15 protein-coding genes and 3 tRNA genes are annotated in these 14,728 nt (G+C 55.4%); 8 read left to right on the plus strand and 10 right to left on the minus strand.

Going from position 1 to position 14,728, the window contains the following annotated elements:
* Window positions 1-15 precede the first annotated feature (15 nt).
* The 3 genes from truC to syd all read right to left on the minus strand — a co-directional run bounded on the left by truC (window position 16) and on the right by syd (window position 2,235).
* Complete coding sequence (gene truC, locus ACETPC_RS18575) at window positions 16-786, minus strand: tRNA pseudouridine(65) synthase TruC (protein WP_380183936.1); 771 nt, start codon at window positions 784-786, stop codon at window positions 16-18.
* Window positions 786-1,112, minus strand: a complete 327-nt coding sequence (locus ACETPC_RS18580) for a YqcC family protein (protein ID WP_380183938.1) — start codon at window positions 1,110-1,112, stop codon at window positions 786-788. The genes truC and ACETPC_RS18580 overlap by 1 nt, the downstream gene beginning before the upstream one ends.
* A 568-nt stretch (window positions 1,113-1,680) precedes the next feature.
* Window positions 1,681-2,235, minus strand: coding sequence for a SecY-interacting protein (syd, locus tag ACETPC_RS18585; protein ID WP_380183940.1), 555 nt, complete (start codon window positions 2,233-2,235; stop codon window positions 1,681-1,683).
* A 125-nt stretch (window positions 2,236-2,360) separates the two neighbouring features.
* Here syd and queF point away from each other — a divergent pair, with 125 nt between their 5' ends.
* From queF to xni, 3 genes are all read left to right on the plus strand, one after another.
* A complete protein-coding gene (queF, locus tag ACETPC_RS18590; RefSeq protein WP_380183941.1) occupies window positions 2,361-3,203 on the plus strand; it encodes an NADPH-dependent 7-cyano-7-deazaguanine reductase QueF in 843 nt (280 codons plus the stop codon).
* A 158-nt stretch (window positions 3,204-3,361) separates the two neighbouring features.
* Window positions 3,362-4,720 (plus strand): nucleotide 5'-monophosphate nucleosidase PpnN, encoded by a 1,359-nt coding sequence (ppnN, locus tag ACETPC_RS18595; protein ID WP_380183942.1) that lies wholly within the window; start codon window positions 3,362-3,364, stop codon window positions 4,718-4,720.
* 40 nt (window positions 4,721-4,760) lie between these two features.
* On the plus strand, window positions 4,761-5,513 hold the full coding sequence (gene xni, locus ACETPC_RS18600; RefSeq protein ID WP_380184004.1) for a flap endonuclease Xni: 753 nt from the start codon (window positions 4,761-4,763) through the stop codon (window positions 5,511-5,513).
* 277 nt (window positions 5,514-5,790) lie between these two features.
* On the opposite strand, the gene rlmM is transcribed toward xni, so the two are convergent.
* From rlmM to ACETPC_RS18620, 4 genes are all read right to left on the minus strand, one after another.
* On the minus strand, window positions 5,791-6,891 hold the full coding sequence (gene rlmM, locus ACETPC_RS18605; RefSeq protein WP_380183943.1) for a 23S rRNA (cytidine(2498)-2'-O)-methyltransferase RlmM: 1,101 nt from the start codon (window positions 6,889-6,891) through the stop codon (window positions 5,791-5,793).
* Window positions 6,884-7,279, minus strand: a complete 396-nt coding sequence (locus ACETPC_RS18610; RefSeq protein ID WP_380183944.1) for a DUF423 domain-containing protein — start codon at window positions 7,277-7,279, stop codon at window positions 6,884-6,886. The genes rlmM and ACETPC_RS18610 overlap by 8 nt, the downstream gene beginning before the upstream one ends.
* 59 nt (window positions 7,280-7,338) lie before the next feature.
* Complete coding sequence (locus tag ACETPC_RS18615; RefSeq protein ID WP_380183946.1) at window positions 7,339-8,253, minus strand: transcriptional regulator GcvA; 915 nt, start codon at window positions 8,251-8,253, stop codon at window positions 7,339-7,341.
* Window positions 8,254-8,590: 337 nt separating this feature from the next.
* Window positions 8,591-8,815 carry a YgdI/YgdR family lipoprotein gene (locus ACETPC_RS18620; protein ID WP_336141972.1) on the minus strand — a complete coding sequence of 75 codons (225 nt, stop codon included), beginning with the start codon at window positions 8,813-8,815 and terminating at the stop codon, window positions 8,591-8,593.
* A 226-nt stretch (window positions 8,816-9,041) separates the two neighbouring features.
* On the opposite strand from ACETPC_RS18620, the gene csdA reads away from it, so the two are divergent.
* Both csdA and csdE read left to right on the plus strand, forming a co-directional pair.
* Window positions 9,042-10,247 carry a cysteine desulfurase CsdA gene (gene csdA, locus ACETPC_RS18625; protein ID WP_380183948.1) on the plus strand — a complete coding sequence of 402 codons (1,206 nt, stop codon included), beginning with the start codon at window positions 9,042-9,044 and terminating at the stop codon, window positions 10,245-10,247.
* 2 nt (window positions 10,248-10,249) lie between these two features.
* Window positions 10,250-10,693, plus strand: coding sequence for a cysteine desulfurase sulfur acceptor subunit CsdE (csdE, locus tag ACETPC_RS18630; RefSeq protein ID WP_380183950.1), 444 nt, complete (start codon window positions 10,250-10,252; stop codon window positions 10,691-10,693).
* 39 nt (window positions 10,694-10,732) lie between these two features.
* Here the strand turns inward: csdE and tcdA are convergent, their stop codons facing one another.
* Window positions 10,733-11,533, minus strand: a complete 801-nt coding sequence (gene tcdA / locus ACETPC_RS18635; RefSeq protein ID WP_380183952.1) for a tRNA cyclic N6-threonylcarbamoyladenosine(37) synthase TcdA — start codon at window positions 11,531-11,533, stop codon at window positions 10,733-10,735.
* Window positions 11,534-11,582: 49 nt separating this feature from the next.
* Window positions 11,583-12,725 (minus strand): murein transglycosylase A, encoded by a 1,143-nt coding sequence (gene mltA, locus ACETPC_RS18640; protein ID WP_380183954.1) that lies wholly within the window; start codon window positions 12,723-12,725, stop codon window positions 11,583-11,585.
* Window positions 12,726-12,929: 204 nt separating this feature from the next.
* On the opposite strand from mltA, the gene ACETPC_RS18645 reads away from it, so the two are divergent.
* The 3 genes from ACETPC_RS18645 to ACETPC_RS18655 all read left to right on the plus strand — a co-directional run bounded on the left by ACETPC_RS18645 (window position 12,930) and on the right by ACETPC_RS18655 (window position 13,273).
* Window positions 12,930-13,006: transfer RNA gene (locus ACETPC_RS18645), tRNA-Met, on the plus strand.
* Window positions 13,007-13,064: 58 nt separating this feature from the next.
* Window positions 13,065-13,141: transfer RNA gene (locus ACETPC_RS18650), tRNA-Met, on the plus strand.
* Window positions 13,142-13,196: 55 nt separating this feature from the next.
* Window positions 13,197-13,273: transfer RNA gene (locus ACETPC_RS18655), tRNA-Met, on the plus strand.
* Window positions 13,274-13,358: 85 nt separating this feature from the next.
* Here ACETPC_RS18655 and amiC read toward each other — a convergent pair.
* Window positions 13,359-14,609 carry an N-acetylmuramoyl-L-alanine amidase AmiC gene (gene amiC, locus ACETPC_RS18660; protein ID WP_380183956.1) on the minus strand — a complete coding sequence of 417 codons (1,251 nt, stop codon included), beginning with the start codon at window positions 14,607-14,609 and terminating at the stop codon, window positions 13,359-13,361.
* Window positions 14,610-14,728: the final 119 nt, after the last annotated feature.

Genomic DNA, 14,728 nt, shown 5'->3' on the forward strand with positions numbered 1-14,728 from the left:
GCTTTACTCCTGTTTTCATTCTGAAACGCTATCCTGAAGGCTGGCAGCGGCAAACTCAACCCCGTGAAGAGCATCCTGCCAGCCAAACTGCGTCATTATCGACTGCCAGACCTCATCCAGCCCGGCGCGCAGTACTAACGGCTCGCCCGTTACCGGATGCGTCAGCCGCAGCTCGCTGGCATGCAGCATCAACCGATTCATACCGAAATGCTGTGCCGCGCTGCGGTTTTGCCGCAGATCGCCATGCGCGCTGTCGCCGATAATCGGATGGCGTAAATGAGTCATGTGTCGCCGTAGCTGGTGCTTACGGCCAGTTTGCGGCTGTAGCTCCATCAAGGTATAGCGCGAGGTGTCATAGCGGCTGACCGGCACCGACAGTTCCGCTTTCGCCAGTGCACGCCAGTGAGTAACCGCCGGTTGCGGTTCCTTATCCGGCGAACTGAATTTATCGGCGATCTTATCCAGCTCTGTAGTTAAGGCGTAATCCAGCGTCGCTTCGCCCTCCAGCCAGCCTCTGACCACCGCATGGTAAGTTTTTTGCAGCTGATGTTGTTCAAACTGTAGTGAAAGCTGTCTGGCTACTTCGCTGGATAGCCCCATCAGCAGCACGCCTGAAGTAGGACGATCCAGCCGGTGGACGGTGAAAACATGTTGCCCGATCTGATCGCGCACGGTTTGCATAACAAAAACGCTTTCATGGCGATCCAGCCAGCTGCGGTGTACCAGCCAGCCTGAAGGCTTGTTTACCGCGACCAGCCACTCGTCCTGGTAAAGGATCTCCAGCATCAGCTATCGTGCTCAAACAATTGGTCAAGCTGGTTTAATACATGCAGCAGCCTGGCCCGGCCAGGCATAGCGCCTTCCAGCGCTACTTCATAATAGGGGGCGACGGCGAGCTTCACCGGCAGCGAGGCATTGGCATCCAGCAGCGCATGCATTCGCGGCAGAAAAACCCACTGCAGCCACTGAACCGGCATCATGGTATCAACGCAAAAAGGCTCCACGCTTGCAAAAGCTTCGGCGTTTGGCGCGCAGCTTTGCCAGAGTCCCTCTTCATTCAGGGCCAGTTCAATAGCCTCCAGGCGTTCACGGATTTCAAGTTCCCGACTCATGGGCGCTCTCCTGTTGAGATTTAAAAGGCCGCAAGCATAGCATTACCGTCGGCGCCGGGATAAGTATGGACGAAAAAAAGGGAGCACTGTAAAACAGTGCTCCCGGTTCGTTTGCAGCTATCCAGCTACATTCATGCTCCCTGCTCATCCCTGATAACTTTGTCCTGATGCGTTCCTTACTTTTTCGCCTTCACTGGCGATGTCCCTGAGCATCCTGGCTTACTGCGCCTCCGGCAGTACTACGTTCTCCGTCCTGGAGGTGTCCTTGCTTCTCATTCCAGAGATATCTTGCGCCTTGCCTGAAGCCCTTATCCGGTTCTCTTCACGCGGCCTCTGACTCATTCCTTAAGTCACCTTCCGTTGTGGCAGGCTTAAGTTTGCCTTAATGGACTCAACAAACAATAGGTTAAAATGTGATTTTTGACCCAAAACAGGGTTTTCTTAAAATGACGAATAACAACTTTATGATTTACTTTACTTTTAAAAAGACAAGCTGACCATTTGCTGCCGTTTTAAATGCGATCTCTTACAATGCCTGTAAGAGATGTCTTACATGGCCAGCCTCGTTTTACCGTAGTGGATCAATAACAGGCAAAGAAACAAGGAATTGCTCCAGCGTTGCTGCCAGTACCTTACGATTTTTTGTACCCAGTTTTTCCAGGATCACTTCCCCGCTCAAATTACATACAGAGATAACATCCAGTTCAGATTGAGTGGTAGCAATAAAAAGCGTTGGTGACTGTTTCAGGCGACGCTGCATAACCAGATGCCCGATCAAATTTTCCTGCACACGTTCGAAATCATCCTCGCTCCAGACCTGTAATAGCGTGCAGGGTTGGTTGTCGACCAGGGTTTGCATATCACCAGCGAACTGGGTGGTATACCAGGCGACAACGGAAGGCTGGATGCGTAACTCCAGAGCCCGCTCAACGTTTTCCAGGTTTTTTGCCAGCGTAAAAGGCTGCGGCAGCCATCTGACTTCTTCATCTACGGTTTGCTGCACGCAGGGTGAAGCCAAACCATAAAGTTCGCTGCTGGCCGGAGGATGGCCGCACTGGCTGAGCCAGCGGTCGCAATAGTTTTGGGTAAAATCAGCGAGGGCGCGGGCGGTGTCATCAATCATTCTTTTTTCACTCTCCGATGCCTGAGTTACACTAAGGCGATATATTTTCAGTTACTTCGCCCGGCTCCGGTCGGATGCGGACGTTTGACCACTTCGCCTGCGGTTGCAGGCTATAAGGTAATGCGATGTCTTCAGATACACATCAGGCGCTGAGCGGCCTGACGCTGGGAAAACCCACAGAATATCACGACCAGTACCAGCCTTCTTTACTGCAGGCCGTGCCAAGAAGCATGAATCGCGAGCCGCTGGGGCTTTATCCGGAGAGCTTGCCCTTTCACGGTGCCGATATCTGGACGCTTTACGAGCTCTCCTGGCTGAATGCTAAAGGGCTGCCGCAGGTGGCAATTGGCGAGGTTAGCCTGGACGCCAGCAGTCTGAACCTGATCGAATCCAAAAGCTTTAAGCTTTATCTTAACAGCTTTAACCAAACCCGCTTCGCCGACTGGGGCGAGGTGCGCGCCACGCTGGAGCGAGATCTTAGCGCCTGTGCCCAGGGTAAAGTCGGCGTAGCGCTGTTTCGTCTTCAGGAGATCGAAGGCCAGCCGATTGGCCACTTCAGCGGCTACTGTATTGACGAGCAGGATATAGAAATTGACAGCTACACTTTTTCTACGGATTACCTGCAGCAGGCAACCCAGTCAGAAGTAGTGGAAGAGCAGCTGGTGAGCCACCTGCTGAAATCCAACTGTCTGATCACTAACCAGCCGGACTGGGGATCGGTGCAGATCAGCTATCGCGGCCCGAGGATCCAGCGTGAAGCTCTGCTGCGCTACCTGGTCTCTTTCCGGCACCATAATGAGTTTCACGAACAGTGCGTCGAGCGCATCTTCAACGATATCCTGCGCTTCTGCCAGCCGGAAAGCCTGAGCGTTTACGCTCGCTACACGCGCCGCGGCGGCCTTGATATCAATCCGTGGCGCAGTAACGGTGAGTTTAAACCCGGCCTCTCGCGGCTGGTGCGCCAGTAATAGTTTGCGCGCTGCTACGCAGAACCGCAGGATATAATTGCTCGCTGTTTGCTAATAAGGCTACTCTGAGATGGGCACGGGGTGCCCAGGGAACATTTTCCTCCGCCAGCGTTTACCCGGAGAACGACCATCGCCCGGACGGGTGTAAAGGAGTTAATTTGATCACACATATCAGCCCACTAGGCTCCATGGATCTGCTGTCGCAGCTGGAAGTCGATATGCTGAAGCGTACGGCCAGCAGCGACCTTTACCAACTCTTCCGCAACTGTTCCCTTGCCGTACTTAACTCCGGCAGCCAGACCGACAGCAGCCACGAACTGCTGTCGCGTTTCGAAAATTTTGATATTAACGTGCTGCGCCGCGAGCGCGGCGTCAAGCTGGAGCTGATCAACCCGCCGGAAGAGGCTTTCGTCGATGGCCGTATTATCCGCTCACTGCAGGCAAACCTGTTCGCAGTCCTGCGCGATATCCTGTTTGTTAACGGCCAGTTCGACAGCGGTTTCCAGCAGCAGGATGTGGATGATTCGGTGCGCATCACTAACCTGGTGTTTTCGATTTTGCGCAATGCCAGAGCGCTGCACGTAGGCGAGCTGCCGAATACGGTAGTGTGCTGGGGCGGCCATTCTATTAACGCCGTAGAATATCAATACTGTCGCAATGTAGGTTCTCAGCTGGGCCTGCGCGAGCTAAATATCTGTACCGGCTGCGGGCCGGGCGTAATGGAAGCGCCGATGAAAGGCGCCGCCGTTGGCCATGCGCAGCAGCGCTATAAAGAGAGCCGCTTTATCGGTCTTACCGAGCCTTCGATTATCGCCGCCGAGCCGCCTAATCCGCTGGTCAACGAGCTGATCATCATGCCGGATATTGAAAAGCGCCTGGAGGCTTTCGTACGCATCGCGCACGGTATTATTATTTTCCCCGGCGGCGTCGGCACGGCAGAAGAGCTGCTTTATCTGCTTGGTATTCTGATGAATCCGCATAACCAGGATCAGGTGCTGCCGCTGATCCTGACCGGGCCAAAAGAGAGTGCAGATTACTTCCGCGTGCTGGATGAATTTATCGTCAGCACGCTGGGCGAAGCCGCGCGCCAGCACTACAGCATTATTATCGACGACGCGGCGGAAGTGGCTCGCCTGATGAAAAACGCTATGCCAAAAGTTAAAGAGCATCGGCGCGAAACGGGCGATGCCTACAGCTTTAACTGGTCAATACGCATAGCGCCGGATTTACAGGTGCCTTTTATGCCGACTCACGAAAATATGGCCAACCTCAATCTTTATCCCAATCAGCCTGCCGAGCAGCTGGCAGCCTCGCTGCGTCGGGCTTTCTCCGGCATTGTGGCGGGCAACGTCAAGGAGCCGGGGATTAAAGCGATTAAAGAAAAAGGCCCTTATAAGATTCACGGCGATGCAGAGATGATGCGCCGCATGGACGATTTGTTACAGGGATTTGTTGCCCAGCATCGTATGAAGCTGCCGGGAACGGCCTACATCCCCTGCTACGAAATCATAAAATAACCCTTAAACAGAGCGGCTGCCGTGCCGCTCAGTGTCCACTATGACTATCCATCTGTTGATTATCGATGCGCTGAACCTGATCCGCCGCATCCACGCGGTTCAGGATTCGCCCTGTCAGGAGACCTGCATGCATGCTGTGCAGCAGCTGATCCTGCACAGCAAACCTACTCACGCGGTAGCGGTATTCGATGATGACGAGCGCCATGAGGGCTGGCGTCATCAACTGCTGCCGGACTATAAGGCCGGACGAGCGCCGATGCCGGATACGCTAAAAAACGAAATGCCGCAGATTCGGGCCGCTTTTGCCGCTGCGGGCATTGCCTGCTGGCATGCTGCTGGCGAAGAGGCGGACGATCTTGCCGCCACGCTGGCAACGAAAGTAGCCGAGAGCGGCCATCAGGCGACTATCGTTTCTACCGACAAAGGCTACTGTCAGCTGCTGGCGCCCAATATCCAGATCCGCGACTATTTCCAGAAGCGCTGGCTGGATCTGCCCTTTATCGAAAAAGAGTTCAACGTGGCGCCCGCTCAGCTAACCGATTACTGGGGGCTGGCCGGGATTAGCAGCAGTAAAATCCCCGGCGTGGCGGGCATTGGCGCAAAAAGCGCGGCGGAACTGCTGCAAACCTTCGGCTCGCTGACGGCGATTTACGAGCGGCTGCCGGAAGTGGCAGATAAGTGGCGGAAAAAGCTGGAGCAGCAGCGAGAAATGGCGCATATCTGCCGCGAAGTGGCGACGCTAAGAACCGATCTGCAGCTGGCCGGTAATCTTAAAGAGCTGCGTCTGCCGTAAAAAACGCTGGTTGAGCCAGCGTGAGGTTGATGACAAACTCTTTGTGGCGTTTAAATCGGTGACAAAGCAGCAGAGGCAGATCGGAACACGGACACGCCGTTAATCCGTCCGTGGAGGCTCGGTTGGCGCGTCCATGCGCCAAACGGTCCGCTTATCCGCTCAGCCTCTGCCGCTATCAAGCTGCCGTGTTGCTGTAAAAAAAGCCAGGCCTGACGAATGCTTCAGGTTTGTCAGCAATCTGAAACGCTGGTTGAACCAGCGTTTTCGTTTTACCGCATTAACGTTCGTCGCGGCGGCCCGGTGTGGCGCTCCAGATGCGGCGAATGTGCACCGTTACTTCTTCACGATCGTGATAGAGCTGGCGTGCCTGAATTTGGGCATTAATGCCGTTAGCCTTCAGCTTTTCGTCGATCATCGCCAGGTTTTGCGATACCTCTTCATAACGCTTTTTCATCGGCAGCTTGAGGTTGAAAATAGCTTCACGGCACCAGCCATTGACCAGCCAGTCGGCCATCAGGTTCGCCACGCGCACCGGCTTTTCCACCATATCGCACACCAGCCAGTAGATATTGCTGCGCGTCGGCCGATATTTAAAGCCGTCTTCACGATGGTGGAACACCTGTCCGGTATCCATCAGGCTCGGCGCCATTGGGCCATTGTCGATAGCGTGCACCATCATGCTGCGCTTCACCAGCTGGTAAGTCCAGCCGCCAGGACAGGCCCCTAAATCCACCGCATACATCCCGCTGCCCAGGCGTTCGTCCCATTCGTCGGCAGGGATAAAGACGTGAAACGCCTCTTCCAGCTTCAGGGTTGAACGGCTTGGCGCATCGGCCGGGAATTTCAGGCGCGGAATGCCCATAAAGAACCGGGAATTGTTTTGCGGTAGCGAGTAGCCGACATAGCAGTAGCCCGGCGCGATAAAAAAGACGTGTACCACAGGACGCTTATCGCTTTCATAGTTCAGCAGCACGCCCGCCGAGCGCAGGCTGGCACGCAGCGGCACGGTGAACTTGCGGCAGAATTTCAGCAGTTCTTTGCTTTCATTGGTATCCGGCACCTCTACGCGCAGCTCGCCGCCCTTTTCCACCACGCCGGTCAGCATGCCGGTTACCGGCGTGACGCGATCCTCCTGCGGCAGATCGCGCAGCAGTTCACCGACCACAATCATCTGGCGTGCAAAAATCAGTTCGCTGAACGGCAGCTCGCGCAGCAGTTTTTCGGCATCTTCCGGCTGATAGCATTCAAACAGCACGTAGGCGGAGTCTTCCTTAACGCGCGCGAAGCCAAACACTTCTTTTGCCGCCGCTTTGGCGGTGATTTCCGCCGCGCACTCTTTTTCAAAACCCTGGCGGCAATAGAGTAAAACTTTATTCATGGCGTTCTGCCCTTTTCTTCAGACGCAGCGCGCCAATCAACATTAAAACCCAGCCGATCAGGAAGCAAAAGCCGCCCACCGGCGTAACATAAACCCACAGCTTGAGGTGGGAAAGCGCCAGACAATACAGGCTGCCGCTAAAAAGTACGATACCCAGAGCCAGCAGCGCGCTGCTCCAGTAAAACCAGATGTTTGCCCGACGCAGCATCGCCGCCGCCAGTCCCAGGATCGCCAGCGTATGAAAACCCTGGTATTCCAGGCCGGTTTTCAGCCAGGCCATTTCGCCCGGCCCCAGCGACTTACTTAATACGTGAGCGCCGAACGCGCCCAGCATGACAAAAACAAACCCGCTGATGGCCGTAAAAATCAGCATTGCACGACTCGACATTCTTTTCATCCTCTGAGGTAGCACGCGCCGCCGCCCTGGCCACGCATGGTTAATGGGGATCAGCTTTCGTAGCGAAAGCGGAATTTTTCCTGCTCGCTGGCCGCTTTCGCCAGGATCCACTGCCGAAAGGCGGCTATTTTACCCAGTTCTGCCTGGCTGTCATGACAAACCAGATAAAAAGCGTTTTTACTTACCAGCACGTCGTTAAAAGGACAGGCCAGCCTGCCCGCTTCAATTTCGGTTTGCGCCATCACGTTGTTGGCCAGCGCCACGCCCTGACCATGAATAGCCGCCTGCAGCACCATGGCGCTGTGGCTGAAAATCGGGCCATGCTGCACGTTGATATTGACGCCAAGCTGGCGCGTATAGGACTGCCAGTCGCGGCGGGACGCATCATGCAACAGGGTAAAACGCGCCAGGTCGGCCGGGGTTTTTAAAGGATTGTCGCCGGTCAGCAGCAAAGGCGAGCAAACCGGCAGCAGATATTCGGCATAAAGCTTTTCTACCCGCAGGCCAGGCCAGTTACCGCGACCATAGAAAATAGCCACGTCAACATCGTCCGCCAGCTTCTCTTCTTCGCGGTCGACGGCCTGAATACGCACATCTATCCCCGGATAAGCTGAGTTAAAGCTGGAGAGACGCGGCACCAGCCACTGAATAGCGAAGCTGGGCAGCAAACTGACGGTCAGCGCGCCTTTAGCGCTGCGCGCCTGGAGCTTGCGGGTGGCATCGTTCAGCGCGCTGAAGATTTCTTTGATATCGAGATAATAGCTCTGGCCTTCTTCGGTGAGCAGCAGGGAACGGTTGCGCCGCCGAAACAGCTTGAGGCCAAGAAAATCCTCCAGCGATTTAATCTGATGGCTGACCGCTGCCTGGGTGACAAAAAGCTCTTCTGCTGCCCGGGTAAAACTGAGATGGCGTGCGGCGGCATCAAAAACGCGCAGGGCGTTTAAAGGAGGAAGACGTTTCGACATGATTACCGACTACATAGTGATGACTTCGGAGATAAGGCCGCTGACGCAGCTTTACGTATTAGTTTTTGTTATGCGAGTCATTATAAATTGTCCGTTGAGGATGCACCAGCAAATACCTATAGTTGCCGCACTTCCTGAGCCGGAACGAAAAGCAGTTTGAAATTTAAGCGCTTGCGCGAGATTTTGGAAGGCTTTTGGCTTGTGGTCGTGATGTTGTGTTTGCAATTGATCTGCCTTTTGCAGATCGGGTAGCCTGGCTACCGCTTTTAGATTTACCCTGTCTGTCCATAGAGATTTAACAGCACCGCAAATTGCGGTGCTTTTTTTTGCCTGCGGCTTACTGGCCCATCTCAACCATTTCTTTTACGTCAGAACGGTTGATCTGTTGCTTGTTGCCGTTAGCGTCTTTGTAGCTGATCATACCGGTATCGTCATCCACAACAGGTTTGCCGTCAGCGACGATAGTACGGCCGTCATTGGTATGCATAACATAATTGCTTGAGCAGGCAGCCAGGGTAAACGTCATGGCGCAGGCGGCCATAATAGCAGCAAATTTTTTCATCTTTATATCTCCTTGCAGATAGTAATGCGATAAACCACCCGGAAAGCGCGACCCCATGACGAAAAGCGGGTAAATTGCTTCTGTTACGGAAGTCTATTTGCGGGTAATAGTTTAAACCTTGCATAAATCAGAATAACCCGCTTTTCAGACATTGCCAGGAAAGTACCGGTAATTCAGCCAGCTTCGTTGAAAACAGCATCAATTCACCCTTTGCCCTGAGGAGAGCATGAGCGCATTTTCCCCCGTTCAGTTTCGCCAGCAGTTTCCCGCGCTGGCCGATGCCGGTGTCTATCTCGACAGCGCCGCTACCACGCTAAAACCTGCAGCGGTTATTGAGGCCACGCAGGCTTTTTATAGCCTGAGCGCTGGTACCGTACACCGTAGCCAGTTCGCCGCCGCGCGTGAGTTGACCGACCGCTACGAAAGCGCTCGCAGTCAGGCGGCCCGGCTGTTGAACGCCCCGCTTGCCACCGATATCGTCTGGACTAAAGGCACGACGGAAGCGATCAACCTGGTCGCCCAGGGCTATTTTCGTCCGCGCCTGCGTCCCGGCGATGAAATCGTCGTTAGCGAAGCCGAACACCACGCAAACCTGGTGCCCTGGCTGATGGTAGCCGAACAAACCGGCGCAAAAGTGGTGAAGTGGCCGATTGGCAAAGGGCTGCTGCCAGAGACAGCCGTGCTGGAGACGCTGCTGAATGCAAGGACGCGCGTGCTGGCGCTGGGTCAAATGTCCAACGTCACCGGCGGCTGCCCGGACTTAAGCAAAGCGATCGAACTGGCGCATCAGGCTGGCGCAAAAGTGGTCATCGACGGCGCTCAGGGCATCGCACACGCGCCGCCGGACGTCGCGGCGCTGGATATAGATTTTTATGCTTTTTCCGCGCATAAGCTTTATGGCCCGATGGGTATTGGCGTGCTGTACGGCAAGACGGCGCTGTTGGAAGAGATGCAGCCCTGGCAAGGCGGCGGAAAAATGCTCACCTCGGTCAGCTTTGAGGGCTTCACGCCGCAGTCTGTGCCGTGGCGATTTGAAGCGGGAACGCCTAACGTAGCTGGCGTGATTGGCCTGAGCGCCGCGCTGGAGTGGCTGGAAACGGTAGATATGGCGGCAGCAGAAAGCTGGAGCCGCGGGCTGGCCGACCTGGCAGAAGAGCGGCTGGCCGCCCTGCCCGGTTTTCGCAGCCTGCGCGCCAGCGGCTCCAGCCTGCTGGCCTTTGATATTGCAGGCGTGCACCACAGCGATCTCGTCACGCTGCTGGCGGAAAGCGGTATCGCGCTGCGCGCTGGCCAGCATTGCGCACAGCCTTTATTACAGGCAATTGGCCTTAGCGGAACTTTGCGTGCTTCTTTTGCGCCCTATAATACGCTTAACGATGTTGAAGCGCTGGCCAACGCCATGACCAACGCTCTGGAACTTTTGGCAGATTAACTATGACGATTTTACTGGCTCCGCATCCGTTTGGCTCTTTGATTACCGCCGACGGCCTGAAACAGAAGTTTTCCGCGTTTACCCAATGGGAAGAGCGCTATCGCCAGCTGATTTTGCTGGGCAAACAGCTGCCCGCGCTGGCAGAAGATCTGAAAACAGCGGGCATTGAGCTGAGCGGCTGCGAAAACCGCGTTTGGCTGGGGCACCAGCAGGCGGCCGATGGCCGTCTGCATTTTTACGGCGACAGCGAAGGCCGCATCGTGCGGGGTCTGCTGGCGGTGCTGCTGGTCAGCGTGGAAGGCAGGCTGCCTGAAGAGATTTTGCAAACCGATCCGCTGGCGTTGTTTGACGAGCTTGGCCTGCGTAATCAGCTTAGCGCTTCACGCAGCGCCGGGCTGAGCGCGCTGGCGGAAGCGGTGGTTAAAGCAGCGAGCGAAGCAGGCTAAGGCTTTGCCGCAGGCGTCGCGGCAAAACCGATAAAAAAGTCAGCCTCGCGCCGCTTTCGCCATCATTTTTTTCAGCACGTGGGAAACGGCGACAAAACCGAATGTGGCGGTGACCATAGTCGCCGCGCCAAAGCCGGAAGCGCAGTCCATTCGCTTTGGCCCTTCCGCCGTGCTGCGCGAGGCGCAGACCGAGCCGTCCGGCTGCGGATACATCAGCGCCTCGGTTGAAAACACGCAGTCAATACCCAGCTTGCCCTTGCTGTTTTTCACGATTTTGAAATCGCTCTTCAGCCGCTCGCGCAGTTTAGCCGCCAGCGGATCCTGAATGGTTTTGGCCAGATCCGCGACCTGAATTTGCGTAGGGTCGATTTGGCCGCCTGCGCCGCCTGTGGTCACTAAGGGGATCTTGTTGCGACGGCACCAGGCCAGCAGCGCCGCCTTTGGCCGCACGCTGTCGATTGCGTCGATCACATAGGTAAAGCCGCCGCTCATCAGCTCAGCCGTGTTTTCCGCAGTGATAAAATCATCCACGCAGGTTACTTTGCATTCCGGATTGATAGCAAGAATACGCTCCGCCATGACCTCGGTTTTCGCCTGTCCTACAGTGCTTTTCAGCGCGTGGATCTGCCTGTTGGTGTTGGTGACGCAGACATCGTCCATATCTATCAGCGTAATCGCGCCGATGCCCGTACGCGCCAGCGCCTCAGCCGCCCAGGAGCCAACACCGCCGATGCCGACTACGCAAATATGCGCCTCGGCAAAAAGCTGTAGCGCGGACTGACCATATAAACGCGCCGTGCCGCCAAAACGCTGCTGCCAGGCGTCGGAAAGTGCCGTCATGATTTACCTCGAAATTCAGAAAGCGGGCCGCCGCTGCGGCCCGCAGGCATTATCGGCTAACCAGCGTGGAACCGCCGTTGCCATTTTGTGCCGTGGAGAACAGGGGAACGCCAGCGCCAGGCGCTGCTTTCAGCACCCAGACACGACCATAGTGATTATACCAGCCAGCCATATGGCCTGCCTGCTCGCCGATACCCTGATAAATATCGAAATGCTGGCCTTTAATCGCGCCACCCACGTCCAGGGCTACCATTACGCGCATCTCGTATTTGCCGTTGAACTTACCTTTATTATTCAACAGAGGTACTTCCGCCAGCAGCACAGTGCCCGGCGGGATTAGCGAACGGTCAGCGGCAACGGAGGCTTTAGCGATTAGCGGCACCGCGCTCGCGCCACGTACCGGTGCAAATTCTTCCGGTTTAAAGAATACGAACGATGGGTTTTGCTCCAGCAGTTCGCGCACCTCTGCCGGGCTGTGATCTTCGCCCCACTGACGAATAGCCTGCATCGACATATCTTCGCGTTTTACTTCGCCACGGTCGATTAGCACTTTGCCGATGCTGCGGTAAGGATGGCCATTTTTGCCGCCGTAGCCGAAAAACATCAGCGGACGGCCATCGCCGTAATCAACATAGCCGCTGCCCTGCACATCCATAATAAAGTTATCCATCAGCGAGTTGCTGTAACCGATAACGTAGCGCTCGTCCAGGCCGCCGCTGTAGATTTCCGCACGGCTCGGCAAACGACGCTTGCCGCGCGGCGGCATACGATATAAAGGATACTGAAACTCGCCCTGGCGGGTGTAGCGGGCGTGGATAACAGGCGTGTAGTAACCGGTAAACTGCACGTTGCCGTAGTTGTCTGTGCCTTCCATCTGATAGCTGTCCAGGCCGAACTGGCGCAGCTGGCGCGTGTCGCCACCCGCCATCAGCCAGCTTTTCAGTGCGCTATAGGTGGTTAGCTGGCGTGAAAACATCGCTGGTGAAGCCGTCTGAATTTCCGCTACCTGATCGGCAAAATCTTTGCCGTTCACCGGCCGCCCTTTGGCATTGGGCTGATTAACCAGGCCCAGCGGCTGCTGCAGCTTGCCATCTTTATACTGCTGGCCGCGATCGGTAGGTTTGGAGGAACATCCCGCAAGCAGGGCAATCAGCGCCCCGGTAACCATATATTTTGCCCAACGTCCTTTCATTGCTCTCTACCTCAGTGCGGAATTGCAGGCTGAAGATAGCAAAGCGTCCTGAAGATTAAAACGACCCGGCAAAAAAGAAGCCCGGTTTTTGCACAACAATGCAACAATTGGCTGAGAAAGTAAGCAACAAGGGCGATTTTAGCCATTAAGCTGCAAAAAGGGGTTGCAACAAAATCATCGGAGAGTATAGTGCGCATCCACGGACGCGGGATGGAGCAGCCTGGTAGCTCGTCGGGCTCATAACCCGAAGGTCGTCGGTTCGAATCCGGCTCCCGCAACCAATTCCCTGAGGGGAACAAGCAGTAAACCTGTCGTGATGGAAGCGTCAGGAAGTTCGGACGCGGGATGGAGCAGCCTGGTAGCTCGTCGGGCTCATAACCCGAAGGTCGTCGGTTCAAATCCGGCTCCCGCAACCATTTTAAATGGTTGCAGCAAAAAAGTCTGTCGTGATGGAAGCGCCAGCAAATCGGACGCGGGATGGAGCAGCCTGGTAGCTCGTCGGGCTCATAACCCGAAGGTCGTCGGTTCGAATCCGGCTCCCGCAACCAATCAAACACCCTTTCGGGTGTTTTTTTGTTTCTGGCGTCTGCCAATTTTCCTGTTAAACAGACGGCCTGCGCCGCCTGCCCAGTTTTATCGCGGTGCCAGCGGCGCACCATGAGCGAAATAAGCTTTAATCCCTGCCAGTATCGCATTAGCTACCTGCTGCTGAAACTTCGCGGTACGCAGCTTACGCTCTTCCTCCAGATTGCTGATAAAAGCCGTCTCTACCAGAATCGAAGGAATATCCGGCGCTTTCAGCACTGCAAACGCCGCCTGCTCCATCTTATTTTTGTGCAGGTGATTAATCTTTTTCATATGCCCCAGCACTTCCTTACCAAACTTCAGGCTGTCGTTCACGGTCAGGCTCTGCACCATGTCGAACATAGTATGATCCAGGTAACGGTCGCCGCTCATACTGACGCCACCGATCAGATCCGATTCGTTCTGCGTTTTCGCCAGATAGCGCGCGGCGGTACTGGTCGCGCCTTTTGTCGATAGCGCAAAGACGGATGAACCTCTTGCCGCACGGTTAGTGAAGGCATCGGCGTGAATTGAGACGAACAGATCGGCGCGTAGCCTGCGGGCTTTCGCTACCCTCACCTTCAGCGGAATAAAAACGTCTTCGCTGCGCGTCATATGGGCGCGCATATTAGGCTGCTTATCGATTAGCGCTTTCAGCCGCCGGGCAATTTTCAGCACTACATCTTTTTCTTTGGTTTTATGCTTGCCGATGGCGCCGGAATCTTCGCCGCCGTGGCCGGGATCGATCATGATAATAATCGGTCGATCTTTACCTGCCTTGCCCGGAAGCGGCGCGGAAACGGGTTGCCCGCTTTCCAGATCGCCTTTGTTGTAGTCCTGTAGCAGTGCCAACAAGGGATCGTCTTCATGGTTATGGCTGCGGTTTCTGGCCGGATAGAGATCCAGCACCAGGCGGTTTTTAATACCGGCGACCGGATCGAGCGTAAAGACTTTTGGCGCAACGCTTTGCTTTACCTCCAGCACCAGCCGCACCGTATGAGGATCGAACTGGCCGACGCGCGCGTTTTTGATATAGGGATCGTCGCTGCGCACCAGATGCCCGACGTGATTAAGCACCTGATTGAGCTGCACGCCAGCGATATCCACCACAACGCGCTCAGGGTGACTTAAGGCAAATTGCTTGTATTTCAACGGGGTATTGGATTCCAGCGTGATGCGGGAATAGGTCGACGAAGGCCAGATGCGTACGGCTACGATATGGCTGCTTGCCGCCAGCCCCACTTTGCTGACGCTCAGCAGCAGTGCGGCGCCGGCGCCCTGTAAAAAGCGTCGTCGGCCGGGCGAAGGTAAATCGGACATGCCACTCCAGTGATGAAATTGCTGTTTTGTAAAGAAAAATAAAACCAAAAAACTACCAGGCGCCAAAACTGTAGCGAATCCTGCTGCCGGTGTCACCCCTTAAAAGCCCTGCTGAGCCA

It is taken from the genome of Pantoea sp. sgz302252, from assembly GCF_042610525.1.
GTDB lineage: Bacteria > Pseudomonadota > Gammaproteobacteria > Enterobacterales > Enterobacteriaceae > Erwinia.

Bases quoted from the DNA above. Each gene is read 5' to 3' on its own strand.
- truC (WP_380183936.1), bottom strand. From the start codon at position 786: ATGCTGGAGATCCTTTACCAGGACGAGTGGCTGGTCGCGGTAAACAAG.
- ACETPC_RS18580 (WP_380183938.1), bottom strand. From the start codon at position 1,112: ATGAGTCGGGAACTTGAAATCCGTGAACGCCTGGAGGCTATTGAACTG.
- syd (WP_380183940.1), bottom strand. From the start codon at position 2,235: ATGATTGATGACACCGCCCGCGCCCTCGCTGATTTTACCCAAAACTAT.
- queF (WP_380183941.1), top strand. From the start codon at position 2,361: ATGTCTTCAGATACACATCAGGCGCTGAGCGGCCTGACGCTGGGAAAA.
- xni (WP_380184004.1), top strand. From the start codon at position 4,761: ATGACTATCCATCTGTTGATTATCGATGCGCTGAACCTGATCCGCCGC.
- rlmM (WP_380183943.1), bottom strand. From the start codon at position 6,891: ATGAATAAAGTTTTACTCTATTGCCGCCAGGGTTTTGAAAAAGAGTGC.
- ACETPC_RS18610 (WP_380183944.1), bottom strand. From the start codon at position 7,279: ATGTCGAGTCGTGCAATGCTGATTTTTACGGCCATCAGCGGGTTTGTT.
- ACETPC_RS18615 (WP_380183946.1), bottom strand. From the start codon at position 8,253: ATGTCGAAACGTCTTCCTCCTTTAAACGCCCTGCGCGTTTTTGATGCC.
- ACETPC_RS18620 (WP_336141972.1), bottom strand. From the start codon at position 8,815: ATGAAAAAATTTGCTGCTATTATGGCCGCCTGCGCCATGACGTTTACC.
- csdA (WP_380183948.1), top strand. From the start codon at position 9,042: ATGAGCGCATTTTCCCCCGTTCAGTTTCGCCAGCAGTTTCCCGCGCTG.
- csdE (WP_380183950.1), top strand. From the start codon at position 10,250: ATGACGATTTTACTGGCTCCGCATCCGTTTGGCTCTTTGATTACCGCC.
- tcdA (WP_380183952.1), bottom strand. From the start codon at position 11,533: ATGACGGCACTTTCCGACGCCTGGCAGCAGCGTTTTGGCGGCACGGCG.
- mltA (WP_380183954.1), bottom strand. From the start codon at position 12,725: ATGAAAGGACGTTGGGCAAAATATATGGTTACCGGGGCGCTGATTGCC.
- amiC (WP_380183956.1), bottom strand. From the start codon at position 14,609: ATGTCCGATTTACCTTCGCCCGGCCGACGACGCTTTTTACAGGGCGCC.